We start from the raw sequence: 18,428 nt of genomic DNA on the forward strand, positions 1-18,428 counted from the left end.
TTACTTGACCTCGACCACAGAGCCCTGCAACCGCTGCAAGGCATCGACCACCGGTTGCGGCAGGAGCTGGCGCAAGCAGTTGTAATGGCCGAAACGGCAGGTGCGATCAAAGCATGGACTGCACTCGATCCCCAGCCGGACAATTTCGACCTTCTCGGCCAACGGCGGGGTGAAGCCTGGCGAGGTCGAACCGTAGACCGCCACCAGCGGCCGATTCAACGCCGCCGCCACGTGCATCAGGCCGGAGTCATTGGACACCACCGCATCCGCGCAGGACATAAGGTCGATGGCCTCGGCCAGCGAGGTGCCGCCACTGAGGTTCACCGACTCTTCACGCAGGCCGGGAATCAGCCGTGCCCGAATGTCCTCACCCACCCCGTGATCGTTTTTCGAACCAAACAGCCAGACCTGCCAGCCCTCGCGAATCTTCGTCTCGGCAACTTTGGCGTAATGCTCGGAAGGCCAGCGCTTGGACTCGCCAAACTCGGCGCCCGGACACAAAGCCAGCACCGGACGATCCAGCTCCAGACCGAACTTGGCCAGGGCGGCATCGCGAGTGTTGTGGTCGATTTGCAGGGATGGACGCGGATAGGGCTGGGGCACTTCGACGCCGGGCTCATAGGCCAGGGCCATGAAGCGCTCGATCATCAGCGGGTAACGTTCTTTATCGAGGGTGCGCACATCATTGAGCAAACCGTAGCGGAACTCGCCACGCCAACCGGTGCGTTTCGGGATACCGGCAAAAAACGGCACCAGCGCCGATTTCAGTGAATTAGGCAGCAAAATCGCCTGATCGTACTGACCGGCCAGGGATTTGCCGATACGCCGGCGGGTCGCCAGTTCGAGCACGCCGTGGCCGAGCGGAAAGCTCAAGGCCTGCCGCACTTCGGGCATGCGTTCAAGGATCGGCCGGCTCCACTCGGGGGCCAGTACGTCGATCTCGCACTGTGGATGGCGTTGTTTCAGACACTGAAAGAGTGTCTGCGCCATCACCATGTCACCGACCCAACTGGGCCCAACGATCAGAATTTTCATGTGATTTCCAAAAACGAACCGGGGAGGCATACGCCTCCCCGCCTCGAGAATCCAGCACCTGCAGCCAAAGCTGCAAGGTCATTTGGACGAGCCGTTTAGGGCTCGCCGGATCAAATTTCTTGCACATCATGCCAGTCAGCATAACCCCTTGTGATGAGGGGGCTTGCTGTGGCGAGGGGGCTTGCCCCCGTTCGGCTGCGAAGCAGTCGCAAAGCCGGCTGACGCGATTAGTCTGACAGATAGCGGCGCCTGAGTTTGGGACCGCTCCGCGGTCCAGCGGGGGCAAGCCCCCTCGCCACAGCAAGCTCCCTCGCCACATAAAGCCTCGCCACTCATTAATCAGTCTCAGCTTAGCCCCAGCTCACGCCAGATCCGCGACACTTGCCGCCGTTCGTCCGCGAACTGGTCGCCGGCGATTACCCCGGCCTCATTCTGCAAGGCCTGACGGTGAGCAGCCGAACGGTAAGCCTTATAGACCTCGCGCAATAGGCTGGCATCTTCGGCGGGCATTAACCCGACCTCCTCCAACCCTTCAAGAATGCGGATATTGTCGGTATAGCGCAGCAACGACGGGTGCTCTTCAGACCACGCCAGAGCCGCGTATTGCACCATAAATTCAATGTCGACGATACCACCGGCGTCCTGCTTGATATCGAACCGCGCCGTGGCCTCGAAGGCATTTGCCGCGGTTCCGGCGGCGGTGGCCTTCGTGCCCAGATTGTCGCGCATCTTTGCACGCATCTCGCTGACTTCCTGACGCAGCGTGGGCAAGTCACGCTGGCGCCCCAACACGGCGGCGCGGACTTTCTCAAATGCCGCTCCAACCTGCTTGCAACCGACCAGCACCCGCGCCCGCACCAGCGCCTGATGCTCCCAGGTCCAGGCTTCATTCTGTTGATAACGTTCGAAAGCGCCGAGGGAGCTGACCAACAGCCCCGAAGCCCCGGACGGTCGCAGGCGCATATCCACCTCATACAACTGACCGGAGTTGGTCTGGGTGGTCAGCAAATGGATGATCCGTTGACCCAACCGGGTAAAGAACTGCGCACCATCGATAGATTTGGCACCATCGGTTTCCGCCTGCGGATCGCCGTCGTGGATAAACACCAGATCCAGGTCGGAACCATGCCCGAGCTCCAGGCCTCCGACCTTCCCGTAACCGACAATGATGAAGCCCGGGTCACACAAAGTGCCATCCGCCCGTTGCGGCACCCCGTATTTGGCCACTGTCTGGCGCCAAGCCAGCGCCAGCACTTGTTCGAGAATCGCTTCGGCCAGCCAGGTCAGGTAGTCGCTGACCTTCATCAGCGGCAGGCTGCCGGCGATTTCCGAAGCGGCCACTCGCAACCGGTGGGCCAGTTTGAAGTGACGCAAGGCTTCCATCTGCTGTTCCAGGTCATCCTCCGGGATCCGCGTCAGCCGTTCGCGCAACTCGGCCGCCAGCTCCGGCGCCAGCGGCGGCTTGAACAAGCGACCTTCGTTGAGCAACTCATCGAGCAATAGCGGGAAGCGGGTGATCTGTTCAGCAATCCACGGACTGGCCGCGCACAAGGTCAGCAGTCGACGCAGGGCGCCCGGGTTTTCCGTGAGCAGCACCAGATAAGCGGAACGCCGCGCCACCGCTTCCACCAGCGGCAACACCCGCTCCAGCACCAGATCCGGATTGGCATGCTCCACGGCCTGAGCCAGCAAACGCGGAATAAATGCATCGAGCCGTTCACGACCGAGGCGCTGCATGGCGCGCAATTGTGGGCTGGCGCGCAGGCCAGCCAAGGCTTTCATGGCTTTGGGCCCATCGACGAAACCACCCTCCTCCAATTGTCGGCAGGCGACCTCTTCGTCCTGGGCTTCTTCCCACAGTGGCAGCCATTCACCGCCGACCACCACTTCGCTTTCGTCACCCTCATCTTCGTCAGGGTCAGCGATCACCTGACGGAAATGCCAGTCCACCCGTCCACGCCAGAACATCAGCTGGTCATGGAAGGCCTTCCAGTCGGCAAAGCCGAGCATAAAGGCGATTCGCGCCTGATCCCGCTCACCATCAGGGAGCATTTGCGTCTGCCGATCGGCGATCGCCTGGATGGCGTGTTCGGTGTAGCGCAGGAACTCGTAACCTTCACGCAATTCACTGACCACCGCTGGCGGCAGATAACCCTGCCCTTCCAGGGTGCTCAGCACTTTTAACAACGGACGCTGCTGCAAGCTCAGGTCGCGGCCGCCGTGAATCAACTGGAACGCCTGGGCGATAAACTCGACTTCGCGAATGCCGCCGGAACCGAGCTTGATGTTCTCGGCCATGCCTTTGCGCCGGACCTCCTGCTGGATCAGCTGCTTCATAGTGCGCAGCGCTTCGATCGCGGAAAAATCCAGATAACGCCGGTAAACGAACGGGCGCAGCATATCCAGCAACTGCGCACCAGCGACCTGATCACCGGCCACCACCCGCGCCTTGATCATCGCGTAGCGTTCCCAGTCGCGGCCCTGGTCCTGGTAGTACTGCTCCAGTGCGTTAAAGCTCAGTACCAGAGCGCCGGACGATCCATAAGGTCGCAGACGCATGTCGACGCGGAACACGAAGCCGTCGACGGTCATCGGGTCCAGCGCCTTGATCAAGCGCTGGCCAAGGCGAATGAAAAACTCCTGGTTATCCAGCGGCCGCTTCACGCCGACGGTCTCGCCGCCTTCGGGGTAGGCGAAGATCAGATCGATATCGGAAGACAGGTTCAGCTCCACCGCGCCGAGCTTGCCCATGCCGAGGATGACCATTTCCTGTGGTTCGCCACTGCGCCGGCCGGTGGGTGTACCGAACTGCTGGCAATGGCGCTGATACAACCATTGATAAGCCTGATCGATGCTGGCATCCGCCATGTCCGACAGATCGCGGCAGGTCTGTACCAGATCCGCCTGGCGGTTCAGGTCGCGCCAGATGATCCGTACCTGATGCCGGGCGCGCTGACGACGCAGGGCCCGACCGAGTTCATCGTCGCTCTGCGCCAGTTGCACGGCCGCGGCGATCTGGCCGCACAACTCGCCGGGGGCATAGCTGCGGTCCAGTTCGCCGGACTGCACCAGTTCAAGCAACATCACCGGGTCGCGGACACTCTGCTCAATGACGAAGTCGCTGGCTGCGCTAACGCGAGCCAATTGTGCCCAGCGCTCGGGGGGCCAGGCCGACAAGCCATGATCGTGTTCCAGCGCGGCAACAGCAGTACGCAACGATTGCTCGGCGCGGCTGACCGATAACAGAAGAATCGCCGGCAGTTCGGCAAGCGTGGGCAGGCTCATGGTCTATCCTTGATCGGCGTGTAAGGGGCCGTTTGTAGTGAATGTGCAAAATGCGCTACGTAAACGACTGTCGAACAAAAGTTATAAATAGCTGAAAACTCTAATTTCTTGGCAGGCAACATCAAGCTTCACCCTATTTCAGTTGACCCCATACCAACATTAACGATTATTCTCACAACACAGCAGGAGGCCACGAGCCGTTCATCTGTAGTTTTACTACTCGTATATACATCCGAAGAGCTGAAATGGCCGACGATTTGTAGTAAAACTACACGCCGCCGGAACAACCTCTCGGCAATCCAAGAATTTATATCGTCTGCCCACAAGGCCAGCCGCTAACTCAGGCAACCGATTCTGGAAGCCTTTCCGCCCTGGAGCAAGCCATGCAAGACCTCGATCCCGTCGAAACCCAGGAATGGCTGGACGCCCTGGAATCGGTTCTCGACAAAGAAGGCGAAGACCGTGCTCACTATCTGATGACCCGTATGGGCGAACTCGCGACCCGCAGCGGTTCGCAACTGCCCTACGCCATCACCACGCCGTACCGCAACACGATCCCCGTTACCCACGAAGCACGCATGCCTGGCGACCTGTTCATGGAACGCCGCATTCGCTCGCTGGTACGCTGGAACGCGTTGGCCATGGTCATGCGTACGAACCTGAAAGATTCTGACCTGGGTGGTCACATCTCCAGCTTCGCTTCCAGTGCGACCCTATATGACATCGGCTTCAACTACTTCTTCCAGGCTCCGACCGACGAGCACGGCGGCGACCTGATCTACTTCCAGGGCCACGCTTCCCCTGGGGTCTACGCCCGCGCCTTCATGGAAGGCCGCATCAGCGAAGACCAGATGAACAACTTCCGCCAGGAAGTCGATGGCAAGGGCCTGTCGTCCTACCCTCACCCTTGGCTGATGCCCGACTTCTGGCAGTTCCCGACTGTTTCCATGGGTCTGGGTCCGATCCAGGCGATCTACCAGGCACGTTTCATGAAGTACCTGGAAGCCCGCGGCTTCATCCCGGCCGGCAAACAGAAAGTCTGGTGCTTCATGGGCGACGGCGAGTGTGACGAGCCGGAATCCCTGGGCGCGATCTCCCTGGCCGGCCGCGAGAAGCTGGACAACCTGATCTTCGTCATCAACTGCAACCTGCAGCGCCTCGATGGCCCGGTTCGCGGCAACGGCAAGATCATCCAGGAACTCGAAGGCGTGTTCCGTGGTGCCCAGTGGAACGTGAACAAAGTCATCTGGGGCCGTTTCTGGGACCCACTGCTGGCCAAGGACACCGACGGTATCCTGCAACGTCGCATGGACGAAGTCATCGACGGCGAGTACCAGAACTACAAAGCCAAAGACGGCGCGTTCGTGCGTGAACACTTCTTCAACTCGCCAGAACTCAAGGCAATGGTTGAAGACCTGTCCGACGACGAGATCTGGAAACTCAACCGTGGCGGCCACGACCCGTACAAGGTCTACGCGGCATACCACGAAGCGGTCAACCATAAAGAACAACCGACCGTCATCCTGGCCAAGACCATCAAGGGTTATGGCACCGGCGCCGGCGAAGCGAAGAACACCGCGCACAACACCAAGAAGGTCGATGTCGAGAGCCTGAAGTTGTTCCGTGATCGTTTCGACATTCCGGTCAAAGACAGCGAGATCGAAAACCTGCCGTTCTTCAAACCTGAAGAAGGCAGCGCCGAAGCCCGTTACCTGAGCGAACGTCGCACCGCACTGGGCGGTTTCGTGCCTCAGCGTCGCGCCAAGAGCTTCAGCCTTCCGACTCCACCACTGGAAACCCTCAAGGCTATCCTCGACGGTTCCGGCGACCGCGAAATCTCCACCACCATGGCCTTCGTGCGGATTCTTTCGCAACTGGTCAAGGACAAGGAAATCGGCCAGCGCATCGTGCCGATCATCCCGGACGAAGCCCGTACCTTCGGTATGGAAGGCATGTTCCGTCAGTTGGGCATCTACTCCTCCGTCGGCCAGCTCTACGAGCCAGTCGATAAAGACCAGGTGATGTTCTACCGCGAAGACAAGAAAGGTCAGATCCTCGAAGAAGGCATCAACGAAGCGGGCGCCATGAGCTCCTTCATTGCCGCCGGTACTTCGTACTCCAGTCACAACCAGCCGATGCTGCCTTTCTACATCTTCTACTCGATGTTCGGCTTCCAGCGTATCGGCGACCTGGCCTGGGCCGCTGGCGACAGCCGCACCCGTGGCTTCCTGATTGGCGGCACCGCCGGCCGTACCACGCTTAACGGCGAAGGCCTGCAGCACGAAGACGGTCACAGCCACTTGCTGGCAGCGACCATCCCGAACTGCCGTACCTTTGATCCAACCTACGGCTACGAGCTGGCGGTGATCATTCAGGACGGCATGAAGAAGATGACCGAACAGCAGCAGGACGTCTTCTACTACATCACCGTGATGAACGAGTCTTACCAGCAGCCAGCCATGCCGGCCGGCGCCCCGGAAGGCATCATCAAGGGCATGTACCTGCTCGAAGAAGACACCCGCGAAGCGGCGCACCACGTACAGCTGATGGGCTCCGGCACCATCCTGCGTGAAGTCCGTGAAGCGGCGAAGATTCTGCGTGAACAGTTCAACGTCGGCGCTGATGTCTGGAGCGTTACCAGCTTCAACGAACTGCGTCGCGATGGCCTGGCCGTGGAACGCACCAACCGTCTGCACCCGGGTCAGAAGCCTAAGCTGAGCTACGTCGAAGAGTGCCTGAACGGCCGCAAAGGTCCGGTCATTGCTTCTACCGACTACATGAAGTTGTTTGCTGAACAAATTCGTCAGTGGGTCCCGTCCAAGGAATTCAAAGTCCTGGGCACCGACGGTTTCGGTCGCAGTGACAGCCGCAAGAAGCTGCGTCACTTCTTCGAAGTCGACCGTCATTTCGTGGTGTTGGCAGCCCTGGAAGCCTTGGCTGACCGTGGTGATATCGAACCTAAAGTGGTGTCTGAAGCCATCGCCAAGTTCGGTATCAACCCGGAAAAACGCAACCCACTGGACTGCTGAGGAGATTTTCTGTGAGCGAACTCATTCGCGTACCTGACATCGGCAGCGGTGAAGGTGAAGTAATTGAACTGATGGTCAAGGTTGGCGATCGCATCGAAGCCGACCAGAGCATCCTGACGCTTGAGTCGGACAAGGCCAGCATGGAGATCCCTGCGCCAAAGGCCGGGATCGTCAAAAGCCTGAAAGTGAAGCTGGGCGATCGCCTGAAAGAAGGCGACGAGTTGCTGGAACTGGAAGTCGAGGGTGCTGCTGCGGCGCCAGCGGCTGCCGCGCCTGCTGCCAAGGCCGAAGAAAAACCAGCTGCCGCCCCTGCTCCTGCAGCGGCTGCACCGGCCGCTGCTCCAGCCGCTGCAACCACTCAGCAAGTGCACGTGCCGGACATCGGCTCGTCGGGCAAGGCCCAGATCATCGAGATCCAGGTCAAGGTCGGCGATACCGTCGAGGCTGATCAGTCGCTGATCACCCTGGAATCCGACAAGGCCAGCATGGAAATCCCTTCGCCCGCCGCTGGCGTGGTGGAAAGCATCAGCGTCAAGCTCAACGACGAAGTCGGCACTGGCGACCTGATTCTGGCTCTGAAAGTGGCGGGTGCTGCGGCACCGGCTGCTGCCGCGCCAGCCCAGGCAGCTGCGACCGCCGCCGCAGCTGCAGCGCCAGTCGCCACGGCCCCGGCTGCACCGGTAGCTGACAGCGTTCAGGACATTCACGTGCCGGACATCGGCTCGTCGGGCAAGGCCAAGATTATCGAAGTCCTGGTCAAGGCTGGCGACACTGTTGAAGCCGATCAGTCGCTGATCACCCTGGAATCCGACAAGGCCAGCATGGAAATCCCATCGCCAGCCGCTGGCGTGGTGGAAAGCGTTTCCATCAAACTGGATGACGAAGTCGGTACCGGCGACCTGATCCTGAAGCTGAAAGTCAAAGGCGTAGCGCAGGCCCCTGCCCCTGCCCCTGCCGCAGCGCCTGCTGCTGCCAAGGCTGAAGCAGCCCCTGCGGCCGCAGCTCCGGCACCCGCCGCTCCAACTGCAGCACCGGCCCAACCAGGCGCCAAGGTTCACGCAGGTCCTGCGGTGCGCCAACTGGCCCGTGAATTCGGCGTCGAGCTGAGCGCGGTCAGCCCAAGCGGCCCGCACGGCCGCCTGCTGAAAGAAGACGTGCAGGCTTACGTCAAAGCCATGATGCAGAAGGCCAAGGAAGCACCGGCCGCTGCTGGCGGCGCAACCGGCGGCGCGGGTATTCCACCGATTCCGGTCGTAGACTTCAGCCGCTTTGGCGAGATCGAAGAAGTGCCGATGACACGCCTGATGCAAATCGGCGCGTCGAGCCTGCATCGCAGCTGGCTGAACATTCCGCACGTAACGCAATTCGACTCGGCGGATATCACCGAGCTGGAAGCCTTCCGTACCGCTCAGAAAGCTGTTGCAGAGAAGGCTGGCGTCAAGCTGACCATCCTGCCGCTGCTGCTCAAATCCTGCGCGCACCTGCTCAAGGAACTGCCGGACTTCAACAGTTCGCTGGCACCAAGCGGCAAGGCGATCATCCGCAAGAAGTACGTAAACATTGGCTTCGCGGTCGACACTCCGGACGGCCTGCTGGTACCGGTCATCAAGAACGTCGACCAGAAGAGCCTGTTGCAACTGGCAGCTGAAGCAGCGGTCCTGGCTGAGAAAGCCCGGACCAAGAAGCTTACCGCTGACGACATGCAAGGCGCCTGCTTCACCATTTCCAGCCTCGGGCACATTGGCGGCACCGGCTTCACGCCGATCGTCAACGCCCCGGAAGTGGCGATTCTCGGTGTATCCAAGGCAACCATCCAGCCAGTCTGGGACGGCAAAGCCTTCCAGCCGAAGCTAATGCTGCCACTGTCGCTGTCCTACGATCACCGAGTGATCAACGGCGCCGCTGCTGCACGCTTCACCAAGCGTCTGAGTGATCTGCTGGCGGACATCCGCACCATCCTGTTGTAAGACCGACCGGCCCTCCTGCCACGGAGGGCCGGCGCGTTCCACGCTTTCCGAGCGCCACGCTCGTACCTCAACCCCGCCAGTTTGGCGGGGCTTTTTTTGCCTGAAATAAATACTCGAACTCCCCCCAATCAAAGTCGAAAGTTCTGACGACCCTGACAACTTCTCGCCTACTGCTTTTTAGCGAATTACGCACTCCATATATCAACAAATACCGCACGATAAAACGCTCTGCATGAACAACCCATTCTGATTGGGTTGTTAACCTTACCTATACACATCCACCTCCTTCTACCGCATCGGCAATAACTATTTAATAAATAGCTTTACTTCGAAAGGATTCGAAAAATGATCAAACCCAGCGTTGGCCCGATCATCGGCCATACTACAGCTCATCATTCGCGCATATTTCTACGCGCCATTTACAGCAAAGCCCCTTTGACTTTCGGCGGCATTCGCCATCGCAGGTCGGGAGAACAGACCTGGTCGCCAGGCACTTTCGTCTTGCTGGACAAGCAACAGGATATGTCAGGTATTGCTGTACTAAACGGGCTGCAGGCCGATACCCGATATGAATATCAGGCGGGTTGGTTCAGCACGACTGACAAGGGTGAAACAATAGACAGCGTCAATGAACTTGCGCTGCGATGGCCCGAATATATTTATACATTTAAAACCCGCTCCAACAATAAAGCCCTGCCCCGCTCTTACATCCTTGGTTCGTGTCGTTACTTGCGCATGACGTTAGGTATTCCCTCTGCACCCGAACGGGGCGACCGTATATTTGCAGCCATTAATACCCTGATCCAACACTCCGAAACACCGATTGACGGGATACTAATGTTAGGGGACCAGGTGTACGTCGACGACATGAACATTGTCGCGCCAGACCGCGAATACCAAGACATTTTGCACAAGTACCAGACCGCGTTCTCTCAACCGCATATCCGCCAGCTGATGGCCCATGTGCCGACGTACATGATTCTCGACGATCATGAAATCGAGGATAACTGGCCGGCCAGGGCCAGCAGCAATGACCAATTGCTGTTCAACAATGCCATGCGCGCCTATGAGGTCTACCAGTGCAGCCACGGCCCGGCCCGCGCACTGTTGCCGTCAGGGCGGCTGGAGCGGAGCATTTCTCACTACTGGTATCAATTCGCTGATGGCGACATTGAATGGTTCGTGCTGGATACCCGGACCCGCCGCACGCTTTCCGAAGCAGACCGGCGCATTCTCGACAGTGAACAGGAACACGCGTTGCTCGACTGGCTTGTCACCAGCAACGCAAGGGTCAAGTTGGTGGTCAGCAGCGTTATGTTCTACCCGGACCGCAAGGATGATGGCGGCGATGCCTGGAAATCTTTTCCGGCACAGCGCGAGCGGATCCTTGAAACCATCCGCAGCAACAAGATCAACAATGTGATCTTTATTGCCGGCGATGTGCACGGCTCGATGACCAGCCGGCTGACCCACAGTGAAGACCCGGACTTCATGGTTCACACCATCGTTTCTTCACCACTGTGCAACAGCAAGCTGCTGCCCTATGCCAAGGCCGAGAGTTTCATCCTCGACCAGCCGCTCGCCAGCCTTGGCCGCGGCGATTATCACCAGAAGCTCACCAGCAGAGTGGTCAGCGAGGACAATTTTGCGCGTATCTTCATCGATGCCGAGCACATCCGCGTCGATTACTACAACAAACTCGGCGAGCTCCTGCAATCAGTGAACATAGCGCTACGCTGATGCCCAAAGTCCCGCGCCCACGGGGCAGATGAGCACCTGCATCTGTCCTGTGGAAATCAATTTCCCTGCTTTCTGCAGAAAACTCCTGCCCGGCCGACAAACTCTTATAGCACTTAGCCTTCATCCTCTCTTGTCAGTCTGTGTCGCATGATGCAACCTTGCCGCGGGCAACAGCTAAGAGGGCGTGAGCCCGGCGCGATCAGTATTTTCGAAGCGAGTCTCTCCCATGAAAAGCCAACCCGATGCCGCGAGCCGTATGGCGGCCGAGGTAGTGACGCAGTTGCCTGTGCCCTCGCGGCTCGGCATGCTGCGTTTCGAACGGCTGAATGAGGTTAGCTGGGCCCTGTTGTTTCTTGATCCCAATTGCGAACGGCAGTTCGGCATGGCCGCCGTCGAGCTCTGCTCACTGGTAGGTTCACCCTATGCCAGCCTGATGGAGCCTGAAGCACGCTATCAACTGCATGACGCGATCCAGCAGCAGTTGACCCTGAGTCCGCATTACCTGATCCGCTACACACTGCATACCGCCCAAGGGCCCTTGAGCCTGCTTGAACTGGGTGAAGCCTACAAACAACACAATCGGCACCTGTTGCGCGGTTACCTGCTGGTGGTCGACAACCTGTTCAGCGACGCTGCGCAACTGCCGACGCTGGATCTGGAGACCCAGAACACTCGCCTGCAGATCGCCCTGGAACTCAACCAGCGGGCGCAGCAGGACCAGCTCCAGCACCTTGAACGGGTACGCGCCCAGCAGGACCTGATTCTGCTCCTGGCTCGCCAGCGCTACAGCAGCAATAACTCCCTGCAAGAAGCCGCCGAACTGATCACCCACAGCGCCTGCGACATTTATCAGATCGACTGCGCCAGCATCTGGAACCTCGAAGACCGGCAACTGGTGCCGATTTCCGCGTACCACCGCGCCTCCCGGGAATACTGGAAGCCGGACGTCATCGATGCGAGTGGCTTCCCCAGCTATCTGGAAGCCCTGCACAGCAGCCGCGCAATCGACGCCCACAATGCGATGTGCGATCCGCGCACCCGGGAAATGGCCGAAAGCCTGAGATCGCGCGACGTCAACGCCATGCTCGACGCCAGCATCCGCGTCGACGGCCAGGTGGTCGGCGTGTTGTGCCTGGAGCAGACCGGCATCACCCGCGCCTGGCTGGCGGATGAGATCGCGTTCGCTGGCGAACTGGCCGATCAATTCGCCCAGGTCATCAACAACCACAACCGACGCACCGCCACCAGCGCGCTGCACCTGTTCCAGCGCGCCGTCGAGCAAAGCGCCAACGCCTTTCTGCTGGTCAATTGCGACGGCGTGGTGGAGTACGTCAACCCGAGCTTTACCGCGATCACCCAATACACCACCGAAGAAGTCCACGGCCACAAGCTGTCGGAACTGCCGGCGCTGGAAAACCTCAGCGAATTGCTGTTCGACGCACCATCAAGTCTGGCCAAGAGCAACAGCTGGCAGGGTGAATTCAAGAGCCGACGGAAAAATCTCGAACCCTACTGGGGTCAGCTGTCGATTTCCAAGGTCTACGGTGACAACCGCGAACTGACCCACTACATCGGCATCTACGAAGACATCACCCAGACCAAGCTTGCCCAGCAGCGCATCGAGCGCCTGGCCTACACCGACAACCTGACCAATCTGAGCAACCGTCCGGCGTTCATCCGCAACCTCGACGAACGCTTTGCCCGCGACAGCGACACCCCGATCAGTCTGCTGCTGGTGGACATTGACAACTTCAAGCGGATCAACGACAGCCTCGGCCACCAGACCGGCGACAAACTACTGATCAGCCTGGCCCGGCGCTTGCGCAACAGCCTCAGCCCGAGCGGCAGCCTGGCGCGTTTCGCCAGTAACGAATTCGCCGTGCTGCTCGACGACACCGACCTTGTGGCCGGCCAGCAGGTCGCCTACCAGTTGCTGATGACACTGGACAAGCCGATGTTCGTCGACAACCAGTTGATCAGCGTCACCGGCTCCGTGGGCCTGGCCTGCGCGCCGCTGCATGGCCAAGACCCGCAAACCCTTATGCGCAACGCCGGACTTGCGCTGCACAAGGCCAAAGCCAACGGCAAACATCAGGTTCAGGTGTTCACCGAAGCGCTGAACGCCGAGGCCAGCTACAAGCTGTTCGTCGAGAACAACCTGCGGCGCGCCCTGACCCAGAACGAACTGGACGTGTTCTATCAACCCAAGCTCTGCCTGCGCAGCGGTCGCCTGCTGGGGATGGAAGCCTTGTTGCGCTGGAACCATCCGGAAAAAGGCATGATCCGCCCGGACCAGTTCATCAGCGTCGCCGAAGAGACCGGACTGATCATTCCCATCGGCAAATGGGTCGCCCGCCAGGCCTGCCGCATGAGCAAGCAGCTGACCGCTGCCGGCCTGGGCAATCTGCAAGTGGCGATCAACCTGTCGCCCAAGCAGTTTTCCGACCCGGACCTGGTGGCGTCCATCGCCGGCATTCTCAAGGAAGAACAGCTGCACTCCTCCTTGTTGGAGCTGGAGCTGACCGAAGGCTTGCTGCTGGAAGCCACCGAAGACACTCACTTGCAACTCGACCAGCTGAAACGCCTGGGCTTGACCCTGGCCATGGACGACTTCGGCACCGGTTACTCATCACTCAGCTACTTGAAAAAATTCCCGATCGACATCATTAAGATCGATCGCAGCTTTATCCATGAAATCCCGGACAACCAGGACGACATGGAAATCACCTCCGCGGTGATCGCCATGGCCCACAATCTCAAACTCAAAGTGGTCGCCGAAGGCATCGAGACCGCCGCGCAGCTGGCGTTCCTGCGCCGCCACCGTTGCGACGTCGGCCAGGGCTACCTGTTCGACCGGCCAATCCCGGGCTCGGAGCTGATCGAAAGGCTCAAACGCTACCCGCGCGGCCCAAACGCCTGACAGCGCTGTAACACTCGGGCACACTGACGGCCTGACTCTTTACTGTTAACTCAATCTGACTGAGAGGACTGATCATGGTCTTGCGCTCGGAAATTCTGGTGAACAAAAACGTGCTTCCAACCAAAGAACAAGCTCCGCCTGGTCGCGAAACCCCGATGACCGTGCCGGCCGAACATTTCGTCAATGGCAACCCGTTGCTCGGCCCATTCCCGGGCAGTGTGGACTTCGCAATCTTCGGTCTGGGTTGCTTCTGGGGCGCGGAACGCCGTTTCTGGCAACGCGAAGGCGTGTTCAGCACGTCGGTGGGCTACGCCGGCGGTTTTACGCCGAATCCGACCTACGAAGAAGTCTGCTCGGGCCTGACCGGCCACAGCGAAGTCGTGCTCGTGGTCTACGAGCCGGAAAAAGTCAGCTACCAGGAACTGCTGGCGATGTTCTGGGAACTGCACAACCCGACCCAGGGCATGCGTCAGGGCAACGACATTGGCACTCAATATCGCTCAGTGATCTACGCCACCAACCCCAGCCAACTGGAAGCGGCGAAGGCCAGCGAGAAAGTGTTCCAGGCTGAACTGACCAAAGCCGGACTGGGCACCATCACCACCGAAATCGAAGAAGCCCCGACGTTCTACTACGCCGAGGTCTACCACCAGCAGTACCTGGCAAAGAATCCTGAGGGTTACTGCGGTATCGGCGGCACAGGCGTGACTTGCCCGATTTGATCGGGTGAAGCAAAAAGATAGCAGCCTGCGGCAGCTCCTACGTAGACCGGGAACAAACGGTTTACCGCGATCCCGTAGGAGCTGCCGCAGGCTGCGATCTTTTGATCTTGCTGTTGATTTTATTCGGCGATTAACCAATCCATCTGCCAGCCACCCTGGGTCTGCCCCAGCTTCTTCGACAACCACGGCAACAACTCGCGCAACTCCTCCTCCAGCCCCCACGGCGGATTGGCAATCGCCAGCCCTGAACCGTTCAGGCTATTGGGCGTATCCAGCGGATGCACCAGCAACTCCACTCGCAGCAACTTTGGCGCACCGGTGCCGGCCAGGTCCTGGTAGAACCGGCGCAACATCCGCTGATCCTTCACCGGGTACCAGATCGCCGCTACCGTCTGGCGCATCCGGCCAATCGCCTCTTTCAACGACGCTGCGCAGCGCTGCATCTCATCGAGCTGCTCGAACGGCGGATCGATCAGCATCAACACCCGCTTCTCGGCCACCGGTAGCAAGGCCCGTGGCACGTACCAACCTTCACCCAGGTGCACTGCAACCCGACGATCACCCTTCATATTGTCCTTGAGCAAGCGCCCGTCTTCCGGGTGCTTTTCGTTGAGCAACAGCCGATCCTGAGGACGGGTCAACCGCCGCGCCAGCTCCGGCGAGCCCGGGTAATAGCGCAACTCGCCATCCGGATTCATCTCATGCAGCACCTGCATGTAATCAGCCGTCAGCAACGGCAGATCCGGCTCAGCCCACAACCGGGCGATGCCCTCCAGATACTCGCCGGTGCGACTGGCCTCATCACCCTTGAGGTCATACAGGCCAATGCCGGCGTGGGTATCGATATAGGCGAACGGCTGCTCCTTGCGCGACATCAAGGCGATGAGACGGGTCAAGGTCAGGTGTTTGAAGACGTCGGCGTGGTTGCCGGCGTGGAAGGCGTGGCGATAGTTCATGGTTGCTCCTGCGCAGGAGGCGAAGTTTACCTTGTACGAGGCAGAACGTCAGGGCTTCACAGCCGGGCGGGCAAACACCACATCCCCTGTGGCGAGGGAGCTTGGCCCCGCTGGGCTGCGAAGCGGCCCCAAAACCAGCCACCGCGGTGTTTCAGATAAACCGCATTTACCGGTTTACGACTGCTGCGCAGCCGAACGGGGGCAAGCCCCCTCGCCACAGGGCTTGTGCCTACTTCGAGATCTGCGCCTGCAACCGCCGGCCGAGCACATCCAGCAAATCGCATCCATCACGCAACGCAATGGCGCACAGCCGGGCAAAGTCGTGAAGGATCACCGCATCGGTATGAATCTCCTCGCGCATGGCCAGGTTCTCCATCAACTGAGTGACGGCGCGGATGCGGTAATCGGCAGCGTCTTGCAGCACATCGAGTGGCGCCTGGGTGTCGACGAACAGGGTCGGGATATCGCAATCGTTGCTGGTGAGGGGCATGTAGCGATTGGTGGAGGTTGAATGGGGTGGATCGGGGGTGATGGTTCTCACGAGCCTGGCTCCTAACGCTTGGTTGGAGCCGCCAGAAATTACTTCCACATAATTGGTGGCGGCTGTACGCAGGTGTGGAAGACCGAGACGTTAGGTTCCCGGCACACTCAAGAGTGTCCCGCGCACAGCCACCATAAAAACACAGACGATAAAAAACGCCATGCAGGTGGCGCTTTGTGCGCCTAACGATATAAGGGCTTCCACACCCTGTCACTGATTTTGCAGCGACTCACAAAGATTATCGGTGCAGCCAATCCCCCGCCAGTTCACACAAACCGCCACAACCTGCGGGAAATGTCCGATGACTTCACCCGGAAATGAGGTCTCCGTTGTAGGAGCGAGCTTGCTCGCGATGGACTCAAGGGCGGCGCGTTTATTCAGAAAGCACGCGTCATCGTTAACGTCCATCGCGAGCAAGCTCGCTCCTACCCTCGAAGAGACCAGCGAGCACCAGCCAATTAATCGGCAGGCACAAAAAAACGGCCCGCCTCCAGAAGGAAGCGGGCCGTTTTTATGTCGCTGAATGCCTAGGGCATCAGCTCATTTCACTCAGCTATTCAGCTGGAAGTCTTTCTCGGCAGCGGCGAAACGCTTGAGCATGCCGGCAGTCGGAGCGCCCATCTTGCTGACGATGTAGATCGCAAGGCTGGCGAAGATGAAGCCCGGGATGATTTCGTAAAGACCCAGCAGTTCGAAGTGCTTCCAGACGATCACGGTGATTGCGCCGACCAGGATACCGGCCAGTGCGCCGTTACGAGTCATGTCTTTCCAGATGACCGAGATCAGTACCACCGGACCGAAAGCGGCACCGAAACCGGCCCAGGCGTAGCTGACCAGACCCAGTACGCGGTTTTCCGGGTTGGCAGCCATGGCGATGGCGATCAGGGCAACCAACAGCACCATGGCGCGGCCGACCCATACCAGTTCGACCTGGGAAGCATTTTTACGCAGGAAGGTCTTGTAGAAGTCTTCGGTCAGGGCACTGGAGCACACCAGCAACTGGCAGCTCAAGGTGCTCATAACGGCAGCCAGAATGGCCGACAACAAGATCCCGGCAATCCATGGGTTGAAGAGGATCTTCGCCAGCTCGATGAACACCCGCTCGTGGTTCTCACTCACTGGCATCGCCACGGCCGGGTTCGCCGAGAAGTAGGCAATACCGAAGAAACCGACGGCCACAGTGCCACCCAGGCACAGGATCATCCAGGTCATGGAGATGCGACGTGCGTTGGCGATCGATTTGACCGAATCCGCCGCCATGAAACGCGCGAGGATGTGCGGCTGACCGAAGTAGCCCAGGCCCCAGCCCATCAGCGAGATGATGCCGATGAAGGTGGTGTTTTTCAGCATGTCGAAGTTGCTTGGATCTTGCGCTTCGATGGCCAGGAAGGTGGTGTCGATGCCACCGGTCGCCAGCAGGACGATGATCGGCGTCAGCAGCAGGGCGAAGATCATCAGGGTGGCTTGTACGGTGTCAGTCCAGCTCACTGCCAGGAAACCACCGACGAAGGTGTAGGCAATTGTCGCCGCAGCACCGGCCCACAGGGCAGTCTCGTAGGACATGCCGAAGGTGCTTTCGAACAGACGGGCACCGGCAACGATGCCGGAAGCGCAATAGATGGTGAAGAACACCAGAATCACGATAGCCGAGATGATTCGCAGCAGACCGCTATTGTCTTCAAAACGGCTGGAGAAGTAATCCGGCAGGGTCAGCGCATCGCCATTGTGCTCGGTCTGCACCCGCAGGCGACCGGCCACGAACAGCCAGTTCAGATAGGCGCCGATGATCAGGCCGATGGCGATCCAGCTTTCCGAAAGTCCGGACATATAGATAGCGCCCGGCAGGCCCATCAGCAACCAGCCGCTCATGTCGGAAGCACCGGCGGAAAGCGCGGTTACCACGCTGCCCAGGCTACGGCCGCCCAGAATATAGTCAGAAAGGTTGTTGGTGGAGCGATAGGCCATGAAGCCGATCAATACCATTGCCGCGATGTAGATCACGAACGTGATCAGGGTTGGATTACTTACGCTCATTGAGTTGCGCCCTGGCATTGTTTTTATGTAGCAGCGATCTGTCGGACCGTCTTATGCACCTGAATGGATAGACGATTCCGCTTGCCGCGCATTTATGACTGAAGTTTCCCCAGGAAAGCCATCAGCCGATGAACCGTTCTTTTGGACTGGTTGCACCTTGGGCGCGAATGCTATTCAACAATGCAAATAAGGTGCAACC

Annotated in this window: 11 protein-coding genes; 5 read left to right on the forward strand and 6 right to left on the reverse strand. The window is 59.3% G+C overall.

Features of this window, described 5'->3' with window-relative positions; translation table 11 throughout:
* Both waaF and glnE read right to left on the reverse strand, forming a co-directional pair.
* The gene (waaF, locus tag ACA064_RS29625; protein ID WP_497671264.1) at positions 1 to 1,035 is read right to left on the reverse strand and encodes a lipopolysaccharide heptosyltransferase II; all 1,035 of its coding nucleotides are present in this window, start codon (positions 1,033 to 1,035) and stop codon (positions 1 to 3) included.
* Positions 1,036 to 1,380: 345 nt separating this feature from the next.
* The gene (gene glnE / locus ACA064_RS29630) at positions 1,381 to 4,320 is read right to left on the reverse strand and encodes a bifunctional [glutamate--ammonia ligase]-adenylyl-L-tyrosine phosphorylase/[glutamate--ammonia-ligase] adenylyltransferase (RefSeq protein ID WP_497671265.1); all 2,940 of its coding nucleotides are present in this window, start codon (positions 4,318 to 4,320) and stop codon (positions 1,381 to 1,383) included.
* A gap of 383 nt (positions 4,321 to 4,703) precedes the next feature.
* Here glnE and aceE point away from each other — a divergent pair, with 383 nt between their 5' ends.
* The 5 genes from aceE to msrA all read left to right on the forward strand — a co-directional run bounded on the left by aceE (position 4,704) and on the right by msrA (position 14,698).
* A complete protein-coding gene (aceE, locus tag ACA064_RS29635) occupies positions 4,704 to 7,349 on the forward strand; it encodes a pyruvate dehydrogenase (acetyl-transferring), homodimeric type (protein ID WP_497671266.1) in 2,646 nt (881 codons plus the stop codon).
* Between the two features lie 11 nt (positions 7,350 to 7,360).
* Positions 7,361 to 9,316 (forward strand): dihydrolipoyllysine-residue acetyltransferase, encoded by a 1,956-nt coding sequence (aceF, locus tag ACA064_RS29640; RefSeq protein WP_497671267.1) that lies wholly within the window; start codon positions 7,361 to 7,363, stop codon positions 9,314 to 9,316.
* A 345-nt stretch (positions 9,317 to 9,661) separates the two neighbouring features.
* Positions 9,662 to 11,056 (forward strand): alkaline phosphatase D family protein, encoded by a 1,395-nt coding sequence (locus ACA064_RS29645; RefSeq protein WP_497671268.1) that lies wholly within the window; start codon positions 9,662 to 9,664, stop codon positions 11,054 to 11,056.
* Between the two features lie 226 nt (positions 11,057 to 11,282).
* On the forward strand, positions 11,283 to 13,976 hold the full coding sequence (locus ACA064_RS29650; RefSeq protein ID WP_497671269.1) for a sensor domain-containing phosphodiesterase: 2,694 nt from the start codon (positions 11,283 to 11,285) through the stop codon (positions 13,974 to 13,976).
* A 74-nt stretch (positions 13,977 to 14,050) separates the two neighbouring features.
* Positions 14,051 to 14,698, forward strand: a complete 648-nt coding sequence (gene msrA, locus ACA064_RS29655; protein WP_150645437.1) for a peptide-methionine (S)-S-oxide reductase MsrA — start codon at positions 14,051 to 14,053, stop codon at positions 14,696 to 14,698.
* Positions 14,699 to 14,817: 119 nt separating this feature from the next.
* Here the strand turns inward: msrA and ACA064_RS29660 are convergent, their stop codons facing one another.
* The 4 genes from ACA064_RS29660 to putP all read right to left on the reverse strand — a co-directional run bounded on the left by ACA064_RS29660 (position 14,818) and on the right by putP (position 18,229).
* Complete coding sequence (locus ACA064_RS29660; RefSeq protein ID WP_497671270.1) at positions 14,818 to 15,654, reverse strand: 23S rRNA (adenine(2030)-N(6))-methyltransferase RlmJ; 837 nt, start codon at positions 15,652 to 15,654, stop codon at positions 14,818 to 14,820.
* Positions 15,655 to 15,883: 229 nt separating this feature from the next.
* Positions 15,884 to 16,195, reverse strand: coding sequence for a hypothetical protein (locus ACA064_RS29665; protein WP_497671271.1), 312 nt, complete (start codon positions 16,193 to 16,195; stop codon positions 15,884 to 15,886).
* Between the two features lie 210 nt (positions 16,196 to 16,405).
* Positions 16,406 to 16,612, reverse strand: a complete 207-nt coding sequence (locus ACA064_RS29670; protein ID WP_497671272.1) for a hypothetical protein — start codon at positions 16,610 to 16,612, stop codon at positions 16,406 to 16,408.
* 132 nt (positions 16,613 to 16,744) lie between these two features.
* A complete protein-coding gene (putP, locus tag ACA064_RS29675) occupies positions 16,745 to 18,229 on the reverse strand; it encodes a sodium/proline symporter PutP (protein ID WP_497671273.1) in 1,485 nt (494 codons plus the stop codon).
* Positions 18,230 to 18,428 lie beyond the last annotated feature (199 nt).

The organism is Pseudomonas sp. LBUM1658, assembly GCF_059716055.1.

Bases quoted from the DNA above. Each gene is read 5' to 3' on its own strand.
- waaF (WP_497671264.1), bottom strand. From the start codon at position 1,035: ATGAAAATTCTGATCGTTGGGCCCAGTTGGGTCGGTGACATGGTGATG.
- ACA064_RS29650 (WP_497671269.1), top strand. From the start codon at position 11,283: ATGAAAAGCCAACCCGATGCCGCGAGCCGTATGGCGGCCGAGGTAGTG.
- ACA064_RS29645 (WP_497671268.1), top strand. From the start codon at position 9,662: ATGATCAAACCCAGCGTTGGCCCGATCATCGGCCATACTACAGCTCAT.
- msrA (WP_150645437.1), top strand. From the start codon at position 14,051: ATGGTCTTGCGCTCGGAAATTCTGGTGAACAAAAACGTGCTTCCAACC.
- glnE (WP_497671265.1), bottom strand. From the start codon at position 4,320: ATGAGCCTGCCCACGCTTGCCGAACTGCCGGCGATTCTTCTGTTATCG.
- ACA064_RS29660 (WP_497671270.1), bottom strand. From the start codon at position 15,654: ATGAACTATCGCCACGCCTTCCACGCCGGCAACCACGCCGACGTCTTC.
- putP (WP_497671273.1), bottom strand. From the start codon at position 18,229: ATGAGCGTAAGTAATCCAACCCTGATCACGTTCGTGATCTACATCGCG.
- aceE (WP_497671266.1), top strand. From the start codon at position 4,704: ATGCAAGACCTCGATCCCGTCGAAACCCAGGAATGGCTGGACGCCCTG.